Raw genomic sequence first — 17,986 nt, 5'->3', positions numbered from 1 at the left:
GGCTTATGACAGAACATCTTCTTACCCAGCAAGAAAGCCTTTTTGCCTGGCTCGATATTACTAATCCTGCCGTAGCGGAACTGCAAGCCGTAGCGGAGCAGTACCAGCTTCCCGACTCGCTGGTGCGCGACTGTTTGGAGCCCACGCACTTACCTAAGTTTGAAGCTACTAACGGCCTAAACTTTGTCATTTTAAGGGTATTCATCACGCCCGAGAATAGCGAGGCCGATACCATTCAGGAGCTAAGCACCAAGATTGCCGTTTTCTACGCCGCCGACTATCTGATTACCGTGCACCGGCTGCCGCACCCCGTGCTGAGCGAATTAAAAAAGGTAGCCCGTGCGCCCGGCCGGGAGTGCAACTCACCCTCCGAAATAGCCATTCACCTCGTTCGCTATGCCCTCAATAGCTACGTGCAGCCTGCCCTCACGCTCACGAAGGAGCTGGACGATTATGAGGCAGAAATATTTTTGAAAAAGGAAGTCCCCAACGCGCTGCAGGGCCTCTACTTTCTCAAACGCAAGGCCTCGGCCGCGAAGCAGCTCCTTCTCCTCACCCGCGACATTCTGACCATGCTGCGGCGACAGTCTGCTAGCACCGATAGCACCCTGCTGCAAGACACCCAGGATCTGCAGGTGAAAGTAGAAACGCTCTATCAGCAACTCGATGGGGCTGCCACCAACCTCATGAACCTGTACCTGTCGTTGTCGTCGCAGCGCACAAATGAGGCCATGCGCGTACTCACGGTGTTTTCGGCCTTTTTCCTGCCCTTAACCTTTATTGCCGGTGTCTATGGAATGAACTTCGAGTACATGCCCGAGCTGACCTGGAAAATGGGCTATCCGGGGGCCATGGCGGCCATGGTGTTCATTTCCGTTGGCATCTACTTTTGGTTTAAGCGAAAGGGCTGGATTTAGCTTAGCTTCCATCCCCAGAAGTTGTAAAATGTCAACTGAAAGAATATGCTGCGTTTTAATAGCCGGCACCGCAAACTACGTTTCTGTCTCCTATTGTTGGCAGGCTTGCTAGCGAGTGGGGGGCTTTTTACAGGTTGCGTTGCGGTAGGAACATTACCCACTCTTGCATCTGGCGACTACCAGCTTTTTCGTACAAACGACCCGGCCTTGGCTGCTGCCATTGGGAACGAGCGCGCTGTATATGTGGAGCAGGTGCAGGATTCCTTAAGATTCCTGTCGCAGCCCAAAGATGACAACGAGGCTGCAACGCATAGCCCGCGCCGTCTTAGCTATCCATTGCGCCGCGGGCAGCACGTCATTCTGCTAGACAGTAAGTTTGACTTAGACGTCTTTACAATTCCTTTTAAGGCTCGTCCACCCCAAGGAGCGTTGCCCTTACAGCTTAATACCAACTTCAACGCGGCAGTTTATTATGGCCGTCGGCTAGATTTTTATCATGTCAATAGCCGGCAGCACTTAAATGGAAAGCAAGAGCCGCAGGTTCGGACTGTTGGCTTAGGATATGGCTTGTTCACTGGGTTGGGTTCCTCTACTATCAATCCTGACGTCACGAATCAGCAGACACGTGTGGCCGAATATGAAGGCTTTGTGGTGCACGTGGGAGCCGCAGCTATTTATGATGCCCGCATCTTTAATTTGGGCCTAGCCATCGGAGCCGATCAATTACTAGGCCCTGATGGCCAGCACTGGATATACCAGCGCAAGCCCTGGTTTGGGGTGCTGTTTGGCTTGGACTTAAATTAGAGACTGCCGAGTCATAAACGACCATTGCCTCTACAAATCCAGCCGCCGATTGGCTTTCTTCTCGCTGTGCTTTTTCTTGGTTTCTAAGCGTTTGCGCACGGCGCCTTTGCTGGGCTTAGTGGCTTTGCGGGCTTTGGGCTTGTGCAAAGCCCGCTTGAGCAAATCGTGAAATTTCTGGAGCGCAATTTCCTTATTGCGCAGCTGGCTACGGTCTTCCTGAGCCGTTACCAGCAGGTAGCCTTCGGTGGTGAGCTGCGAGGCTAGCTTTTGGAGCAACAACTCCTTCTGCTCGTCGCTGACAAGATGGGAAGACGATACCTGCCACCGCAGTTCCACCCGCGACTCTACTTTATTGACATTTTGCCCCCCAGGCCCGCTGCTGCGGCTGGTTTGCACTTGTAACTCGGGCCAGAAATATTCGGCGGGCGGAAGCATTAATTCTAGTAAAAATTAGAAAGCAAAAACTGCAAAATTACGCCTATAGTAAGCGCCAGAGCATATAGCCGAGCAATGAGCAGCGCGCCGTCCAGGCTAACGTACGCAGCCAGTTGGTACGCACTAGTCCATCGATGGCAATATAATCGAAGCCTTGGGCGAGGCGGTTGTGAAAAGGTACGGAGACAAAGAACGTTACCGCCCAGATAAAGACCACCAGCGCTAGGCTCCACCACACACTGCTTCCCAGCGCCCGCCCCTGCCAAGCCAGCCACGCTGCCAGCCCCAGTTCGGCCACCATCGGGGCCATTACCACCCAGCCCATGCGCGAAGAATGCGTCCGATGAAACGCCACAAATTTATCAGCCGCCACAAAGGCAAAGCTGGGATAATGCACCAGCTGCACCGTCCAGATAAGACCCGTGAGGTAGGCCGCCAAGGCGAAATTGAGTAGGACAAGCAGCTTCAGTGACATCGTAGCCCAAGGTACGTGCCGCCGCGCTAAACCGTGACGCTTTTCTCCAGCGCCAGTCACTTATTCAAGCTCTGGGGGCTTTTTTATAATAACTTATACTTCCATTCATAAAGTCTGAGAGGCAGGCAACGGTTGATAAATCTTCCCCATCTTATAGTTGATTCCTAACCTTTCACTTATTCTGAGTGCCATGAAAAACCTACGCTTGTTCTTTCTTCCCCTGCTGGCCGCTCTATTTGTGCTGTCGGCTTTCCGTCTGGCGCCAACTGCTGAGCGCGAAGTGCGTAGTGTGCCGGCCTTTACGCAGCTTAATCTGGCGGGCTCTTTCAACATCGTATTACGGCAGGGCAGCACGCAGAAGGTAGAAGTTGAGGCTTCGCCCGAAGACCTTTCACACATAGAAACGACCGTAACCAACGGCAAGCTGCGCGTAGGCGCCAAACAGGAAAAGAAGACGGGGGGCCTCAGCTGGTCGTCGTACAGCTTCAAACGGCCGGTCACCGTCTACGTGACCATGCCTACCATTGAGGCTTTGGGCGTAAGCGGCTCGGGCAATATGACCACCACCGACCCCATTCAGGGCAACGAGCTGCAACTTTCCGTGAGCGGCTCGGGCCACATGAAGCTGGGCCGCGTGCAAGCCAACCGCTTAAAGTCGTCGGTATCGGGTTCGGGCGAAATCACCATGTCGGGCACCAGCCCACGCCACGAAGTAAGCATTAGCGGCTCAGGTCAGGTAAATGCCCCCAACATGCGCAGCGAAACCTGCCGCGTGACCATCAGCGGCTCGGGCAACTGCCGCATCGAAGTCACCAAAACGCTCGACGCCAGCCTAGCTGGCTCCGGCAATGTGTACGTGACCGGCAAGCCGCAGATAAATGCCTCCACGGCGGGCAGCGGCCGTGTACGCAGCAGCTAAATATCTTTCGTCACGCAATAAAAAAGCCCCCAGCAATCTTCTGGGGGCTTTTTTATTGCGTAAAATTCAACGAAGCTATATAGAGGGCTAAATTAAAAGCTCGTACTTGTGCCCGCGTTTTCCGTGGCTTGCGGCCCAATCGTTTATTTGTTTGCTTATGGCTCATACTGCTACCAAACTTCCGGCTTGTGCCAATTGCCACTACAGCTTCCCTCCCGACCTGCCCAACGAATTTTGTCCCCGCTGCGGCCAGCAGAATCATGAGCTTAGCCTCTCGGCCGGGCATGTGTTGGAAGAAACGCTGGAAGGCCTATTTCACTTCGACGGGAAGGTGTTTCGCACGGCTAAGCTGTTGCTTTTCAAGCCTGGTGAGCTTACCAAGCGGTTTTTGGAAGGAAAACGAATGCCGTACGTTCCACCTATTCGGTTGTACGTCTTTCTGAGCTTCGTCTTTTTCTTTTTGCTGTCCCTGAGCATGGGCACGGTTAGTAAAGAGCCCACTAGTAGGCTGTTGAAGATGAAAAGCGTGCAAGAAGTTGCTGATTCTGTGCGCGCCAACGCTCCTGAGTCAACCAAGTTTCAAGTATATGAGGCTGATTCGTCCGACTCTCCGCTGACTTCGGCCCTCAACTTGAATTTTAGTCAGGCGGAGCTTCTTACCTTAAGCAAAGACCCAACCCCCGCGCGCCTCGATTCGGCCATCCGCAGCCGCGGAGCAGAGCCGACCACCATGCGCCGCTTTGCGCTACGCCAAACCATTCGGTCGCTCAATGCCAGCCCCGACGAAATCACGAACAAGTGGATTCGGATGCTGCCTACGGTCATGTTTGTGCTCATGCCGCTATTTGCCTTACTCCTGAAGGGGCTATACCGGCGGCAGCACCAGTACTACTTGGCTCACCTCATTTTCTCTATTCACTTTCACAGCTTCGTGTTTGTGCTGTTCATCGTGAATCTGCTGCTTGGCTATCTGCATATGAGCGACTGGTTTGAGCCGGTGCTCTTCTTCCTGCCAGCCGTGTATTTTTACTTGGCGCTACGCAACAACTTCGGACAGCCGTGGCTTAAAACCCTCGCCAAAGTGCTCCTGATGATGGCAGCCTACGGCTTGGTATTAAGCATTTCTATGATAGTATCAGCCCTGATCAGCGTGTTTACGCTGTAGCGGGGGGCTTTTTCTAGAAGTCGAACAGGCCCCGGCGGGGCGAGTCGTCTTTGTTACGGTCGCGCTTTTTCTGCTCGCGCTCGCGCTGCCGCCGACGGTCGTCGCGGTCGTCGCCATCCCCGAAGACGCCATTCAGGAAGCCCTCTTTTTTGTCTTTAATCAGAATATAGCGCACCGACAAAGCCGCCGGAAACCGGAACCAGTCATCGCTGCTGATTTCAACACTGGGCTTGATATCCAGGGAAAGTACCACGGGCACGAAAGCAATTTTGTATTCCACGCCCGCAATGGCATCGAAGCCGCCAAAGCCACCGTTGTCTTTTTGGGTGCCAATATGGGCACCGCCGCCGAGGTAATAGTTCAGGCTTTTGCCCAGCAAACCAAAGTGTTGCTCGGCCAGCAGTGTGGCGCTTACCTCGCGGGTACCTATCAGCCCGATGCCTTCCAGTGTGGTTCGTTCAAATATTTTTTGCTGCACCGTTACGCCAAAGTTGTCTCTGCCGACACGCAGGCCCGCGGCGGTGCGGTATTTCTGGGCGCTGGCAGCTAAGCTCAGCAGTAGCAGTAAACCCGTGAAAACCATGCGTGTACCAAAGGAAAATATCATAATCTTATTACTATAGCGGCGTAACTCCGAGACTTGAAGGCTGTTTGAACGTTAAATGAGGGTACAAAGTACGAGCCATCACGTCATTTGATGGCGCATTCTCTGGCAGCGCCGTAACTTGCAGCCTCATTTACTGCCCTCATTCAGCCCCACCCCACCCGTGTACATTCATCAGGTAGCGGCGTATGTGCCCACCAAGGTTATTACCAACGAGCATTTTACCCGCCTAAACGGCCTCTCCCACGACTGGATTATTGAGCGCACCGGCATCCGGGAGCGGCGCAAGGCTGCGCCTGGCGAAAATACCAACACCATGGCCACCGAGGTCACGCGTCGCGTGTTGGCGGCGGTGCCCGCTATTGCCGCCGATAGTATCGACCTCATTGTAGGCGCCACCTACACGCCCCACGACACCATTTATACTTTAGCCCATGCCGTGCAGCGTGAGTTGGGTGTTGCCGACATTCCGGTAGTTAGTATTTCCTCCGCCTGCTCTTCATTGCTGAATGCCGTGGAAATTGTGGAGGGTTATTTTGCTATGAATAAAGCCACTAGGGCTTTAGTAATCGTATCGGAGCACAACACGGCCTACAACAACGAAGAAGATACCATAGCTGGTCACCTGTGGGGCGATGGGGCGGCAGCCCTGCTCATTAGTAAGGAGCGCTTAGCAGAAAGCGACTTGCGCATAGTAGACGTGAGAACCGGTGGTGCTGCTCATGTAGGCAAAGCCGATACCGCCGTGACACTCAAACCTGTAGAAAAAGGCATCGTGATGCCGCACGGCCGCGACGTGTTCACGCACGCTTGTCAGTATATGGCCCGCGTTACAAGCGAGGTGTTGGAGCACAATAAGCTGGAAGTCAATGATGTGACATACCTCATTCCGCATCAGGCCAACCTGCGCATCACCAAGAATGTGGTGCAGGCACTAGGCTTACCCCCGGAGCGCGCCATTTCTAACATTCAGGACCTGGGCAACACCGGTTGCGCGGGTGCCGCCATTGCCCTCGCCGACTATCACCCGCGCCTGCAGCCCGGCGAGCGAATTATCATTACCGTTTTTGGCGGTGGCTATTCATACGGAGCTATGCTGCTGGAGCGCTAGAGCAAAGCCAATCTGAAAAAGCCAATAAAAAGCCCCCAGAAGATTACTGGGGGCTTTTTATTGGCTTTATTCGTTTTATTCGTTTGTGGAGCGCACGAAATTGAGTGAGCCCGTTTTACCCGTCTGGTCGCGCCAGCGCACGATGTACCATCCTGACCGCAGATCGGTGAGGGTGAGGAAAAAAGGCCGGCCCGATTGATAGTTGACTTGCTCCGTACGACGCCTCCGCCCTACGGCATCATAAATATCGAGGGTGAGCTGGCCGGTGGCAGCTCCTATGTACAGCAAGCTGGCCGGTCCTTCATCCAATGGATTAGGGAAAAGCTGTAAACCCTCCACCACCGGGCCACCGGCCAGCGCCGTAACTGCCCGTGGCTGCGTGTTGTCGAGGCTGTTATCGGGGCGGCGCACGCGCAGGCGGTAGAACGAGCGTCCCGGCAGCGGATTAGCATCTATATACGTGTACTGGCCCCCGGTGCTGCCGGGCTGCACGGTAGCCAATGGTTGCCAAGCAGTTGTATCAACGGCGCGTTCAATAACAAATTCGCGCAGGAAACACTCATCCTGTGTAGTCCAGTTGACCTGGTTACCGATGCCCGCTAGGGCGTTGGCGTCTACGCTGGTTAGGGGTGCGGGCAGCATGGGCGTTACGCTACCGCACGCGGGCGGAACAAAGCTGCGGGTGCGCAGCAATAAACGCCCCCCAGCTATATCGCTTACCGGATTTATCTGCCGACTTTGCTGCCCCCGCGCTACCGCGTAATGCATCACGGCGGCCGGCAGAATTACGTGGGAGAGTTGCTGCGCGTGTCCCAGCTCGTGTACTACCACCGATTCGAAGTCAATCTGGTTGGTAGAAGGATTTCCTGGTCCATACTGCCAAGCGGTTTCAGTATCCAATTGCATATCAATCTCTGAAACCCAGAAATAAACGGGCCCATTTCCTATGCGGCAGCCTTCGTAATAACTGGTGGTACGGCCCAATACGCGCGTAGGTAGCTGTGTATCGCCGGTGCCAAAGTCAAAACCGATAACATTCTCTGAGTCCTCATCCGAGCCGCGCTTCGTGCTGTTAGCGCCAATTTCCCAGTTCATACCGGTTTGACAGCGCCAAGTAGCCAAAGCCCGGCGGAAAGCAGCCACCGCCGCCGCGTTGCCAGCCAGGCCCGACTCGAGGCGGAGCGTGTATCCTCCCTTTCCATTTTGATTGATATGGCCCGGCCGGACAATTTCGCCGGTTCCGTCTGTTTCCACATTGCTCACGGCATACAATACTGTTATCGGAACGCCGCTTGTGCCTTCTAGCTGTTCAGCCGATGTCACGCGCACGGGGCCGGTGCCAGCGGGGGCGCTGCGCTCGGGGTCGCTGCTGTTAGGCAGAGAAGGCACCGTGCCGTTGGAAGGCACACGTACCTGAATCCGGGTATCGGACCAGCTGATGTAGTCCGATGCTTTGGCACGGGTCCGAGTTTCGCCCCCATCATCAGCATTCAGAAAAGAGACAAAGCCGGTACCGCGTGTGGCGCCAAAGCCAGACCCGGTGATAGTTAGCACGGAGTTGGTACCGGCCGTAATGAGGAGCGGGGTAACACCAGACACGACTGGTGCCGTACCCTTAGCCGCTACGGCCGGCCGCGCCCGCTGGGCCTGCGCTGCAGCCAATATTGGGTTAGCGCTCACTTCCAACGTCGACTGACCCGTGGTCAGCTTCAAGTCAGCATAAAAGCTTTGGCTTACCAGCGGATACTGCCGAAAAGGCTCCGAAGCCGAAGCTTTCGTCAGATCGTAGCGAATGAAGCCTTGCTCGCTGCCGTAGGCCGTCCATGCCTGGCCTGCCGACTCAATACCAGAAAACGGGGCCGGATACAAGAACAGCACGCCCTGCTCGCCCGGAAACAAACGCAGCGTATTCGTCAGCTCCTGCCGACTCAGGTCTACGGTGCCGCCTTCCGTAATAACAGTTAGCTCGGCGGCGGCGGCACCCTTAAATACTTTGAAAACACGCACCCGATGCGCGGTATAAATGCGGCGGTGGCGGGCATCCCAGAAGCTGCGGGCATCCAGCACTTCCCCTTCTACCACCAGTGCTGAGGCCTGCGCCCTACTCGTTGGGTCGAGGGGTAGCATCAAGCAATGGCTTTCAGGCTCCACGCTCACGGTTTGGGCAATAGCCGGGGTTATGACAACAGAAAAGACCAGCCCAAGGGCCAGCTGTAGAGAAGACGATAATTTCATACCGAAGCAACGGGGACGAAAAGCGCTGACAATAGTGTGTTGTGTTCCAAGATACGGCTTTCGGCCTGCATTGGTAGATGCTCTCTAGCCTGCGCGGAGCGAAAACGCTTTACCTACGGGCTAAGTGTATCTGGTAGCTGAAGCTGAGAAAGAAACCAAGTAACAAGGCTTGAATAATGTTCGAAGCCAGCCTAAAAATGCGAGCACTTACTGGCCAATCAGCATCATAAGAAACATTTATTTAAAAGTATTTGAAAAGACAAATACTCAAGTACATTTACAGTGTACTAGATATGTAATACACTAAGACAGACTTCTTATGGTTCATGTAAACAATATGAGTTTTGGATACTCCAAAAAGCATTTACTTTTCGAGAATCTAAGCCTATCCTTATCACGAGGACACATTTATGGGCTATTAGGAAAGAACGGCGCTGGCAAGTCTACTCTCCTTAAGAACATGATTGGCTTGGCTTTCCCGCAAGCGGGTTCCTGCCAGATCAACGGTCAGCCGGCAGCCAAGCGACTTCCATCGGTGCTTGAAGACCTGTATTTTCTGCCCGAAGAAATATTTGTACCTGCACTTTCCGTCGAGCAGTTTGTGAAGCACACTGCCTGCTTCTACCCTCGGTTTCAAGAGGCCGAGCTACAACGGTATCTGCAAGAGTTTGAAGTGCCGCGGGGGGCAATTTTAGACCGACTCTCCTTTGGTCAGCAGAAGAAGTTCATGATTGCGTTTAGTCTGGCTACCAATACGGGGCTGCTGGTAATGGATGAGCCTACGAATGGCCTCGACATTCCTTCCAAAGTGCAGTTTCGCAAGATTATGGCTTCCGCTCTTACCGAAGACCGCTGCATGATTATCTCTACCCATCAAGTGCGCGACCTCGATAGCCTCATTGATACGGTAGTAGTGCTGCACGACCGCAAAATCGTGCTGAATCAGGAGCTAGATCAGGTGGCCGAGCGACTCACTTTCGCCACTCATTCTACTACTGATGGCCTTGATGTGCTGTATGCGGAAAAGTCGGTACGCGGCCAGCAGGTCATTTTGCCCAACACCGACGGGCGCTACAGCCGGGTAGACTTAGAAGTACTCTTCAATTCACTTACCAGCGGTAATCCAACGGTCCTCCAATATTTAGCCCAGCCGACGTATGAAAAATCATTTTAACGCCCAACGCTTCGGACAGCTATTCCGAAAACACTCCGCTGAATATTTGAATCAGTACTTACTATCAACGGGTGTATTAATAGGAGTGATGATGTTGATTATGGGATTTATTGCCTACATATCCGGCCCTCCCCTAAATGCCAGAATGCAGGATATATTTTTTATGCTGTTTTTATTCGGGGCGGGATTTATTTTCACTAGCACCATATTCTCTAATTTAGGAAACAAAAACCAAGCAATTGCAGCTCTTAGCCTTCCTGCATCCCATTTCGAAAAATACTTGGTGGGGTGGGTATATTCCTTTATAATATTCTTAATTGTCTTTACTGCTAGCTTTTATTTAGTAACAGCACTAGTTGTAAGCCTCGACGAATGGTATGGGCAGGAAAAAGAAATACTAAACGTTTTCTCCCCGGATCAGCAAGGCTTAAAAACCTATATTATATATGCTTTTATACACGCAGTAGCTATCTGGGGGGCAATTTTCTTTACCAAAATACAATTTATTAAAACTGCTTTCTTATTTTTTCTGGGTTTGGGAATTATGGCTGTGCTGAATTTTCAAATTTTGAAGACGCTTTTTACGCAGGACTTAAAAATGGCTATGCCTTTCGCTGATGTGTTCTTGCAAGCCGACAAAGAGATGTATTCTCTGGAACTACCCCAGCAGCAGCAACAGCTTATTATTCTAGTGCCCATCATATTAGCGTTCTTTTTCTGGACAACTGCTTATGTCCGAATAAAGGAAAAGCAAATTTAATAGGGGGAACAAATCCATGGAGTTCAAAGATAATGAAGCCATTTACCTGCAAATAGCCAGCTATGTAGGTGAAAATATTTTACTGGAAAAATGGCCCTCCGACGACAAAATCCCTTCGGTACGCGACTTAGCTGGTGAGCTACAAGTTAATCCCAACACTGTGATGCGCACATACGAATTTTTGCAAAATCAGGAAGTACTCTACAATAAGCGTGGCATTGGCTTTTTTGTAGCTCCCGACGCTATTGAAAAAGTAAAACGCTACCGCAAGGAGCACTTTCTGCAGCAGGAATTACCTGATTTTTTCCGCAATGTTTTTCTCCTAGATATTAGCCTGGATGAATTACAAAATAGGTACGAGCAATTTAAGCGTGAGCATTACGCACCCACTGAGAAGTAATTATGAAAACCAGCAATAAAATAGCTCTGACGGCTTTGGTATTCCTGCTCGCTTCGCTGGCGGCTTATAATATGGCCTTAAAAAAAGAGTATAATAAAGGCGCCTATAAAGATCCTTATAAGAACTTCACAGCCTTAAGCTTTCAGGATTTTGAGGCGTTGGAGGTAAACCCAGCCCATATTCTCAACGTGAAAGTTTCGGCGGGCCCGTACGCAGTGTGGGTGCGCAACGATGCGGCCGAGTATGTGCAGGTAAAGCAGATTGGCAAGCGCCTGCGCCTCGACGCCATATTTCCCGAAGAAAGGGAGTATGCAGGACCCTCTTACGCGGTGATGATCAGCTGTCCGCGACTTAGTAGCTTGGCTACTAATGCTATGTACTCAGTAAAAGGCAAACTCACCACCGATAAGGCGTCACCGTCAAGCTATGCTGTCACGGTAGCAGGGTTCGACCAAGACAGCCTACGCATTCAGCAGGACAATGCTAGTTCGGTGAAGCTAATTGGCAATGCCTTCAGACAACTGCATGTAGTGGCCGGACTAAGCTCACGCAGCAGCTCAGCCTTTTATGTGATGCCAGGCAACCAAATTGCGTCGGCCAGCTTCGATATTCGCAATAAGAGCCAACTCGTGTTAGACAATGTGTCTATTCCCAAGCTACGCTATCAATTTGCGGATAGCACGAAAGCGACAATTTCGGGATCTGCACTGGCTGCCTTAACCCGCTTAGATAAGTAGTTGAAGCAAGAGCCAGCCGAAATTGATTGGCTGGCTCTTGCTTAAAACAAACTTCCCTGCACAGGCTGGACAATAATCTTCGGGGGGGCAATTTCGAGGCCCGTTAGCGTGCGTAGCTTCTCCAGAAAATACTGCGTCCAGATAGGCGAGTGCATAATATCCTTCTGGTGAATAAATATGTAAGCCGTGTGCAAGCCAGCGCTCAGCCAGCCGGCCAGGCGCTCAGCCCAAACATCGGCGCGGCGGTAGTCGCTGTTGCCGAGGCCGTGGCCGTTGAAGCGGATGAAGGCCGTGGGCGTGGTCAGACGCTGGTGGAGCACGTCGCGGCGACCGGCTACGTCGGTAATTACCAGCGTCTTGTTCAGCGCTTCTAGCAAGGCAAAAACCGTGTCGCGCACGCCCGTATCGGCAAACCACCGCGGGTGGCGCAATTCCACGGCCAGCGGCACATAGGCTGGAAAATCGAGCAGGTAGCGCTCTAGGCGGCGCATGTGCTCCGGTCCGAACGTGGGGGGCAATTGTAGGAAGGCTGGCCCCAAATGTTCTTCCAGCCCGCTGATAGCCCGGCAAAAGGAAGTGGTCAGCTCATCAGCGTTGTATAGCTCCCGCTCGTGGGTGATGCTTTGGGGCATCTTGGGGCAAAACTTGAAGCCCGGCGGCACCGCATCGCGCCACTTGCGCACGGTGGGCGCGTCGGGGATGCGGTAGTGCGTGGTGTTCAACTCAATGCTATTGAACTGCCGGGCGTAGTGGTGCAGGTAGTCACTGTCCTTGATGCCTGCCGGGAAGTAAGAGCCAAGCCAAGCTTTGTTCGTCCAGATGGGACACCCCACGTACACGGCGGGCTGAGGTGGCGCTGTGGCTTGCGCACGCGCCAGCAACGTAGCCGTTTCGGGGTGGTCGGGAGGAAGCGTGAAATCCACGCCGCGCAGGTCGGAAAGGCGGCCAAAATCCATAGAGCAAAGTACGGCAAATCTCGCGGCAGGAAGTAGGTTATTCCAGTAACAAAATTCGAGGACTTTTGCAACACGGCTTTGAACATGCTCAACAGGCCAATGACAAAATTTTGTACCAATCAAATAATATCATTCTTTTTAGCCCTCCTGAGCCTTCTTTTAATAATACTAAGGGCATCTTTCTGAAACACAAAAGCGCCTTTTGCTACAGGAAGTACAAATTATTTTCGTACAAGTTTTATTCAAAAAATATAATTTATTATACTTGGAAACAGCTACCGCCGGTGGAATTGACTCTCCGCCAAAAAGTGGCGCTCTAGTTTTGGCTGTTTACCAATTGTCTAAAAGTGTGATTCGATCCCTCCGATTACCTCTTGCCGGTTGGCTGTTTGCTCTGCTCCTGACCTTGCCTTTAGCCTTCCCCCAAACTGCATTTGCCACCCGGCTCAGCGACGACGATAAGGCTCCCACAGCTACCACTCGCAAAAAAGTTGTCGTGTTACGCGGCCGGGCCTCGTGGTACGGCATCCAACATCAAGGCTTACCCACCAGCAGTGGCGAGCGATTTGACCGCAACAAGTACACCGCCGCTCACAAGACGCTTCCCTTCAACACCCGCTTACGCGTAACCAACCCCCAAAACGGCAAATCAGTAGTAGTACGCGTTACCGACCGTGGCCCATTCCGCCACCAGCGAATTCTCGATTTAGCTGAGATTGCCGCCCGCCCGCTGGGTATTATTCAGCAAGGTGCCATTTCGGTAGTGGCCGAAGTAGTCCCCGAAACGACGCCCCTTGGCCCCACGGATGCCCCCGAAGACCTAGCCGAGATTCTCAACGATACGATTGACCCGGAAATGCCCGTAGTGGCCACCACCGAAACGTCGGTACCTGCTACGCTTCCCGCCTCAACGGCGGCCTATGTAGTACAAACCGGCACCTTCGGTAGCGCCCTGAATGCTCAGAACCAGCTTATCAAGATTCAGTCAATCAACAACAAGCTAGTGGTAACGGTGACGCCCGAAACCGTGAATGGCAAAGCTCTCAACCGCGTGGTCGTAGGCCAATTCGCCGACCGCAAAGCCGCTGATGCCGTGCGTCGGCAATTGCAGCAGCGTGGGATTACCGGTTTGGTCCGCCAGATTCAGGTACCCATCGAGCCTGCCGCGCACGCAGTAGCCGCAGGCCGATAAGTCTTTACTTCTCTACTCTAAAAGCCCGAACTTTCTGCTTTAGCAGAGGTTCGGGCTTTTTCGTGTGAGCGGGGGCAAATTTTTGGGCATAGGTTGGTTAACGAAGAGTAAGCGTTGTTATGTGAGCGCATCACTATAACTTAACGGCACTTGCCAACCTGCTGGGGGGCTTTTTCACCCGATTTCTACCATTCTTTATGGCTTGGATAAAGGCCTTGTTGGCACTGCTGGTCAGTGTTACGCTTACTTGGGTACTCAACAGCAAGCAGGGCGACCTGCCGCCTTTTGGCAAGTTTCTAAGCCCTTTTGTAGGCTTTTGGCAAAACGCGGAATCCGCTACGGAGGCAAATGAGCAGCAGGAACTAACTTTATCTGGCCTGCAAGCGCCCGTGCAAGTGCGCTTCGACGACCGACGTGTGCCTCACGTCTTTGCCCAAAACGACCACGACCTTTACCTCGCTCAAGGCTACCTCACGGCCCGCGACCGGCTCTGGCAAATGGAGTTTCAGACCCACGTAGCAGCCGGCCGTATTTCGGAAATAGTAGGCGCGAAAGCCCTTGAGTATGACCGGTTTCAGCGGCGCATGGGTTTGCCGTTTGGGGCCCAGAAGTCGCTGGATGTGATGCTAGCCGACCCTACCACACGCATGGTGCTGGAGGCGTATTCGGCCGGTGTGAACGCCTATATCAGTAGCCTGTCGACCAAAGACCTACCATTCGAATACAAGCTACTGGATTACAAACCCGAGCCCTGGAAGCCCCTGAAATGTGCATTACTGCTCAAGCTCATGGCCTGGGACCTCAGTGGCCGCTCCGACGACTTACGACTTTCTAATGCATTGAATAAGTACGGCCCGGCCATTACCAACGACCTTTTTCCCAGCTATCCGACCCGCGAGGACCCCATTGTGCCAGTTGGCAGCCCCCTGGATTTTACGCCAGTTCCGACGCCCCCTAAGCCGCCCATATTTGGAGCCGCCATGTCGGATAAAGTACCCACGCGGGAGCCAGATCCTGAGTTGGGATCCAATAACTTTGCGGTAAGCAGCGCTAAATCGGCAACGGGCTTTCCTATTTTGGCCAATGACCCGCACTTACAGCTAAATCTGCCCAGCATCTGGTATCAGATTCAGTTGGTGGCGCCCGGCGTGAATGTGTATGGCGTTACTATTCCGGGTTCGCCCTTAGTTATTATTGGCTTTAATCAGCAGGTAGCGTGGGGCGTAACCAATGTGGGCGCTGATGTGCTCGACTGGTATCAGCTCAAATTCAAAGACAACGCAAAGCGCGAGTACTGGCACGACGGCCGCTGGAAGCCGGTGCGCCGGGTGATAGAGCGCATCAAGGTGCGCGGCCTGCCTGACCGCCTCGACACGGTACTCTATACCCACCATGGCCCCGTGGTGTATGATCACGACGAGAAGGTTTTTAACAAGCAAACACCCATTCGACATGCCTTACGGTGGACTGCCCACGAAGGCGGCAACGAGGTAAAAGCACTCTATGGCTTGAATCGGGCCCGAAATTACGCCGACTACACCGCGGCCATTCCCTTTTTTGCCTCTCCGGCCCAAAACTTCATCTTTGCCAGTGCTCAAAACGATATTGCTATTTGGCCCAATGGCAAGTTTCCGCTGAAATGGGCCGATCAAGGCAAGTTTATCCTCGATGGCACTAACCCGGCCCACGACTGGCAAGGGTGGATTCCGCCGGCCCACAACCCTCATGTGCGCAACCCGGCGCGGGGCTTCGTTAGCTCAGCCAACCAGTTTCCGGCGGGGCCCGATTATCCTTACTACTTGGGGTGGTCGTTTGGCACTTGGGAGCGGGGCCACCGCATAAATGAGCGCCTGAGCGCTATGCAGAGTGCTACGACTGACAGTTTGCGTCTTTTGCAGCTCGACAATCTAAACCTGAATGCTCAGCTGATGCTGCCGCGCCTGCTGGCTTTGGTGCAGCCCCAGCAACTAACTGCCGCCCAGCGCTCAACATACGAGACCATGCAGCGCTGGAATTATTTCTACGACGCCGATGCCATTGCGCCCAGCGTATTCAGCCTCTGGTACAGCAACTTAGTAAAGCGCCTCTGGGATGATGATTTTGGGGCCGCAGCCACGGGCTTAGAGATGAGCTATCCGCCCCGCGACCGGACTAATAATCTAATCTTATTGCAAGATACCAGTCGCTGGATCGACGACCGGCGCACGCCTCAGCGGGAAACCCTGACCCAATTGGTGCAGGCGTCCCTACAGTTTGCCACCGACTCACTGCAACGGAAATTTGGCCCCCAAGGTCCGTCTTGGCGTTGGGCCAACCAAAAAAGCACCGACATTTTGCATCTGGCCCAACTCAAAGGGTTCGGCCGAATGGACCTAGAAGTAGGCGGCGGCGCAGCCATCGTCAATGCTATTTCGGAGCGCAACGGCCCCTCTTGGCGCATGGTGGTTGCCCTTGGCCCCCAAGTGAAAGCCTTCGGCGTATTTCCCGGGGGCCAAAGCGGCAACCCTGGCTCAGCCCACTATGATGACATGATCGAAACCTGGCGAAAAGGCGAGCTAAACGAGTTGATTTTCCTGCAAAAGCCCGATGAGAAAAACCCGCGCGTAAAAGCTGGCTTAGCTCTAAAGCCATGATTTAGCCAACCGTAGAAGACGGCTACATCATATAAACCCGAACGTCATGTCGAGCAACAGTGGAGCATCTCGCGTGCTGACGCAGAAGTAGTTATCTAACGGCGCGAACGAGGTGCTTCGGCTCCGCCTCTGCATGACCGCCCCTATTCCGTTATCAAGGTTTCAGCATCAGCTATTAGACCGTTTGAAGCCTAGCGCGCCAGCGACTCCGCAAACTCCCGCAAAAGCGTGGCTACTTCCTGCGGGGCTTCCAGCGGCAGCAAGTGGCCAGCCCCACCTATTATTTCCAAAGGCGTATTGGGGGGCAAATGTGGTAGCGTTTCAAGACCATGCAACGACGTTGACATTACCGCATCGGCGTCGCCGGCCAGCACAACGGCTGGTACCGTAATAAGGGGCATTTGAGCCAGAATATTTTCGCGGCTACCGTGCAGGAGCCACGCGTCCCAGGCCGCGCGCGTAGTGCGCAGATTATCTTCGATGACTTGTGCTTTCGTATCCTCTGGCAGCGGCCGGGCCGTAATGTGAGCTAGCGTACGGACGGCCGCCTGCGGGTTGCCGTAGGCGTGTAAGGACGTGGTACGCTCTTCATCCGTCATAGGCTCAGGGGAAGGCGGCGAGGGCGAGAGTAAGGCCAATCCGCGCAAGCCGACGGGCTGCTGAGCGGCCAAGGCAAGAGCAATTTTGCCCCCCATACTATGCCCAACCAGAATATAAGTACGAACCCCTTGTTCCCGTATGTAGGCGGCTATGGCTTCGGCATATGCCTGCACTGAGTAGCCACCCACCGGAGCCGGAGCACTTCCAAATCCACCTAAATCGGGAGTCAGGCAGGCGTAGTCAGGAGCCAGTTCGGCGGCTACTGCGGCCCACTCTCGCCCCGAACCAGCCCAGTAATGCAAACAAATAAAAGCAGGGGCGGCAGACGAGGGCATAAGGAGGAGGTTGACACGTGTAGCCTACCTACGCAAACCCGCCGCGGAATGGTCAGAAAAGCCCCCCACAAACTCTAGCCGTCCATGGGTTAGCCGGCCACTGACAACGCGTCTGATGTTGCTTCTGCGCAGGGCGCTTCGCCTAAGCCCAGCGCCTCACGGTGCAGATTACCCCACTCGCGCAGGGAGTGTAACACTGGACATAGGGTTTCGCCGTGGGCAGTCAGGCGATATTCTACCTTAGGCGGCACCTGCGCATACACGCGCCGATTGACGAGGCCTGCTTCCTCCAACTCTTTGAGCTGCTGGGCCAGCATCTTCTGTGTTACTCTCGGAATGAGGCGTTTCAGCTCGCCAAAGCGCAAGGTGCCGTGCTCCGCCAAGTACGAGAGAATAAACACCTTCCATTTGCCCCCCAGTACATCAAGTGCTGCCGTAATTGGGCATATCGGCGCATTCTTTGGCGTTGCTATCATTTTAAGTTATTGATTATCAACTATAGTTTCTAATAGGTACCTGCATTACTTTATGGTA

The 17,986-nt window shown here is 53.5% G+C and carries 18 protein-coding genes; 11 read left to right on the top strand and 7 right to left on the bottom strand.

What is annotated here, in order from left to right; genetic code table 11:
• The first annotated feature begins 5 nt into the window (after positions 1 to 5).
• Together G7064_RS13235 and G7064_RS13230 are read left to right on the top strand one after the other, a co-directional pair.
• On the top strand, positions 6 to 917 hold the full coding sequence (locus G7064_RS13235; RefSeq protein ID WP_133274329.1) for a CorA family divalent cation transporter: 912 nt from the start codon (positions 6 to 8) through the stop codon (positions 915 to 917).
• A 45-nt stretch (positions 918 to 962) separates the two neighbouring features.
• Positions 963 to 1,721, top strand: a complete 759-nt coding sequence (locus G7064_RS13230) for a hypothetical protein (RefSeq protein WP_166073957.1) — start codon at positions 963 to 965, stop codon at positions 1,719 to 1,721.
• A 30-nt stretch (positions 1,722 to 1,751) separates the two neighbouring features.
• On the opposite strand, the gene arfB is transcribed toward G7064_RS13230, so the two are convergent.
• Positions 1,752 to 2,156, bottom strand: coding sequence for an alternative ribosome rescue aminoacyl-tRNA hydrolase ArfB (arfB, locus tag G7064_RS13225; protein ID WP_166073956.1), 405 nt, complete (start codon positions 2,154 to 2,156; stop codon positions 1,752 to 1,754).
• Positions 2,157 to 2,199: 43 nt separating this feature from the next.
• A complete protein-coding gene (locus tag G7064_RS13220) occupies positions 2,200 to 2,631 on the bottom strand; it encodes a hypothetical protein (protein WP_166073955.1) in 432 nt (143 codons plus the stop codon).
• A gap of 190 nt (positions 2,632 to 2,821) precedes the next feature.
• Between G7064_RS13220 and G7064_RS13215 the strand changes: the two genes are divergently transcribed.
• Positions 2,822 to 3,550 carry a head GIN domain-containing protein gene (locus G7064_RS13215; RefSeq protein ID WP_166073954.1) on the top strand — a complete coding sequence of 243 codons (729 nt, stop codon included), beginning with the start codon at positions 2,822 to 2,824 and terminating at the stop codon, positions 3,548 to 3,550.
• A 157-nt stretch (positions 3,551 to 3,707) separates the two neighbouring features.
• Complete coding sequence (locus tag G7064_RS13210) at positions 3,708 to 4,715, top strand: DUF3667 domain-containing protein (RefSeq protein WP_166073953.1); 1,008 nt, start codon at positions 3,708 to 3,710, stop codon at positions 4,713 to 4,715.
• Positions 4,716 to 4,728: 13 nt separating this feature from the next.
• Here the strand turns inward: G7064_RS13210 and G7064_RS13205 are convergent, their stop codons facing one another.
• Positions 4,729 to 5,322: a hypothetical protein gene (locus tag G7064_RS13205; RefSeq protein ID WP_166073952.1), complete on the bottom strand. Its 594-nt coding sequence runs from the start codon at positions 5,320 to 5,322 to the stop codon at positions 4,729 to 4,731.
• Between the two features lie 160 nt (positions 5,323 to 5,482).
• On the opposite strand from G7064_RS13205, the gene G7064_RS13200 reads away from it, so the two are divergent.
• Positions 5,483 to 6,430 carry a 3-oxoacyl-ACP synthase III family protein gene (locus tag G7064_RS13200; protein WP_133274770.1) on the top strand — a complete coding sequence of 316 codons (948 nt, stop codon included), beginning with the start codon at positions 5,483 to 5,485 and terminating at the stop codon, positions 6,428 to 6,430.
• 75 nt (positions 6,431 to 6,505) lie between these two features.
• Here the strand turns inward: G7064_RS13200 and G7064_RS13195 are convergent, their stop codons facing one another.
• Entirely contained in the window at positions 6,506 to 8,665 is a 2,160-nt protein-coding gene (locus G7064_RS13195; RefSeq protein ID WP_166073951.1) for a matrixin family metalloprotease, read from the bottom strand.
• 319 nt (positions 8,666 to 8,984) lie between these two features.
• Here G7064_RS13195 and G7064_RS13190 point away from each other — a divergent pair, with 319 nt between their 5' ends.
• From G7064_RS13190 to G7064_RS13175, 4 genes are read left to right on the top strand one after another with little or no spacing between them, the layout of a single operon-like run.
• Positions 8,985 to 9,839, top strand: a complete 855-nt coding sequence (locus G7064_RS13190) for an ATP-binding cassette domain-containing protein (protein WP_133274339.1) — start codon at positions 8,985 to 8,987, stop codon at positions 9,837 to 9,839.
• Positions 9,823 to 10,599 (top strand): hypothetical protein, encoded by a 777-nt coding sequence (locus tag G7064_RS13185; RefSeq protein ID WP_166073949.1) that lies wholly within the window; start codon positions 9,823 to 9,825, stop codon positions 10,597 to 10,599. Before G7064_RS13190 ends, G7064_RS13185 begins: the two co-directional genes overlap by 17 nt.
• A gap of 16 nt (positions 10,600 to 10,615) precedes the next feature.
• On the top strand, positions 10,616 to 10,999 hold the full coding sequence (locus tag G7064_RS13180; RefSeq protein ID WP_133274341.1) for a GntR family transcriptional regulator: 384 nt from the start codon (positions 10,616 to 10,618) through the stop codon (positions 10,997 to 10,999).
• A gap of 2 nt (positions 11,000 to 11,001) precedes the next feature.
• Positions 11,002 to 11,736 (top strand): DUF2807 domain-containing protein, encoded by a 735-nt coding sequence (locus tag G7064_RS13175; RefSeq protein WP_166073948.1) that lies wholly within the window; start codon positions 11,002 to 11,004, stop codon positions 11,734 to 11,736.
• A gap of 41 nt (positions 11,737 to 11,777) precedes the next feature.
• Here the strand turns inward: G7064_RS13175 and G7064_RS13170 are convergent, their stop codons facing one another.
• Positions 11,778 to 12,692, bottom strand: coding sequence for a DUF72 domain-containing protein (locus G7064_RS13170; RefSeq protein WP_166073947.1), 915 nt, complete (start codon positions 12,690 to 12,692; stop codon positions 11,778 to 11,780).
• Positions 12,693 to 13,041: 349 nt separating this feature from the next.
• Between G7064_RS13170 and G7064_RS13165 the strand changes: the two genes are divergently transcribed.
• Positions 13,042 to 13,884: a septal ring lytic transglycosylase RlpA family protein gene (locus G7064_RS13165; RefSeq protein WP_166073946.1), complete on the top strand. Its 843-nt coding sequence runs from the start codon at positions 13,042 to 13,044 to the stop codon at positions 13,882 to 13,884.
• Positions 13,885 to 14,081: 197 nt separating this feature from the next.
• Complete coding sequence (locus G7064_RS13160; RefSeq protein ID WP_166073945.1) at positions 14,082 to 16,517, top strand: penicillin acylase family protein; 2,436 nt, start codon at positions 14,082 to 14,084, stop codon at positions 16,515 to 16,517.
• Positions 16,518 to 16,708: 191 nt separating this feature from the next.
• Here G7064_RS13160 and G7064_RS13155 read toward each other — a convergent pair whose 3' ends face one another.
• Complete coding sequence (locus G7064_RS13155; protein ID WP_166073944.1) at positions 16,709 to 17,452, bottom strand: alpha/beta fold hydrolase; 744 nt, start codon at positions 17,450 to 17,452, stop codon at positions 16,709 to 16,711.
• Positions 17,453 to 17,541: 89 nt separating this feature from the next.
• A complete protein-coding gene (locus G7064_RS13150; RefSeq protein ID WP_166073943.1) occupies positions 17,542 to 17,928 on the bottom strand; it encodes a winged helix-turn-helix transcriptional regulator in 387 nt (128 codons plus the stop codon).
• Positions 17,929 to 17,986: the final 58 nt, after the last annotated feature.

The organism is Hymenobacter sp. HDW8, from assembly GCF_011305775.1.
GTDB lineage: Bacteria > Bacteroidota > Bacteroidia > Cytophagales > Hymenobacteraceae > Hymenobacter > Hymenobacter radiodurans.
The sequence above is the reverse complement of the archived record's forward strand: the minus strand, read 5'-3'. Positions and strand labels throughout refer to the sequence as shown.

Bases quoted from the DNA above. Each gene is read 5' to 3' on its own strand.
- G7064_RS13215 (WP_166073954.1), top strand. From the start codon at position 2,822: ATGAAAAACCTACGCTTGTTCTTTCTTCCCCTGCTGGCCGCTCTATTT.
- G7064_RS13175 (WP_166073948.1), top strand. From the start codon at position 11,002: ATGAAAACCAGCAATAAAATAGCTCTGACGGCTTTGGTATTCCTGCTC.
- arfB (WP_166073956.1), bottom strand. From the start codon at position 2,156: ATGCTTCCGCCCGCCGAATATTTCTGGCCCGAGTTACAAGTGCAAACC.
- G7064_RS13150 (WP_166073943.1), bottom strand. From the start codon at position 17,928: ATGATAGCAACGCCAAAGAATGCGCCGATATGCCCAATTACGGCAGCA.
- G7064_RS13235 (WP_133274329.1), top strand. From the start codon at position 6: ATGACAGAACATCTTCTTACCCAGCAAGAAAGCCTTTTTGCCTGGCTC.
- G7064_RS13155 (WP_166073944.1), bottom strand. From the start codon at position 17,452: ATGCCCTCGTCTGCCGCCCCTGCTTTTATTTGTTTGCATTACTGGGCT.
- G7064_RS13160 (WP_166073945.1), top strand. From the start codon at position 14,082: ATGGCTTGGATAAAGGCCTTGTTGGCACTGCTGGTCAGTGTTACGCTT.
- G7064_RS13190 (WP_133274339.1), top strand. From the start codon at position 8,985: ATGGTTCATGTAAACAATATGAGTTTTGGATACTCCAAAAAGCATTTA.
- G7064_RS13185 (WP_166073949.1), top strand. From the start codon at position 9,823: ATGAAAAATCATTTTAACGCCCAACGCTTCGGACAGCTATTCCGAAAA.
- G7064_RS13170 (WP_166073947.1), bottom strand. From the start codon at position 12,692: ATGGATTTTGGCCGCCTTTCCGACCTGCGCGGCGTGGATTTCACGCTT.
- G7064_RS13210 (WP_166073953.1), top strand. From the start codon at position 3,708: ATGGCTCATACTGCTACCAAACTTCCGGCTTGTGCCAATTGCCACTAC.
- G7064_RS13205 (WP_166073952.1), bottom strand. From the start codon at position 5,322: ATGATATTTTCCTTTGGTACACGCATGGTTTTCACGGGTTTACTGCTA.
- G7064_RS13180 (WP_133274341.1), top strand. From the start codon at position 10,616: ATGGAGTTCAAAGATAATGAAGCCATTTACCTGCAAATAGCCAGCTAT.
- G7064_RS13195 (WP_166073951.1), bottom strand. From the start codon at position 8,665: ATGAAATTATCGTCTTCTCTACAGCTGGCCCTTGGGCTGGTCTTTTCT.
- G7064_RS13220 (WP_166073955.1), bottom strand. From the start codon at position 2,631: ATGTCACTGAAGCTGCTTGTCCTACTCAATTTCGCCTTGGCGGCCTAC.
- G7064_RS13230 (WP_166073957.1), top strand. From the start codon at position 963: ATGCTGCGTTTTAATAGCCGGCACCGCAAACTACGTTTCTGTCTCCTA.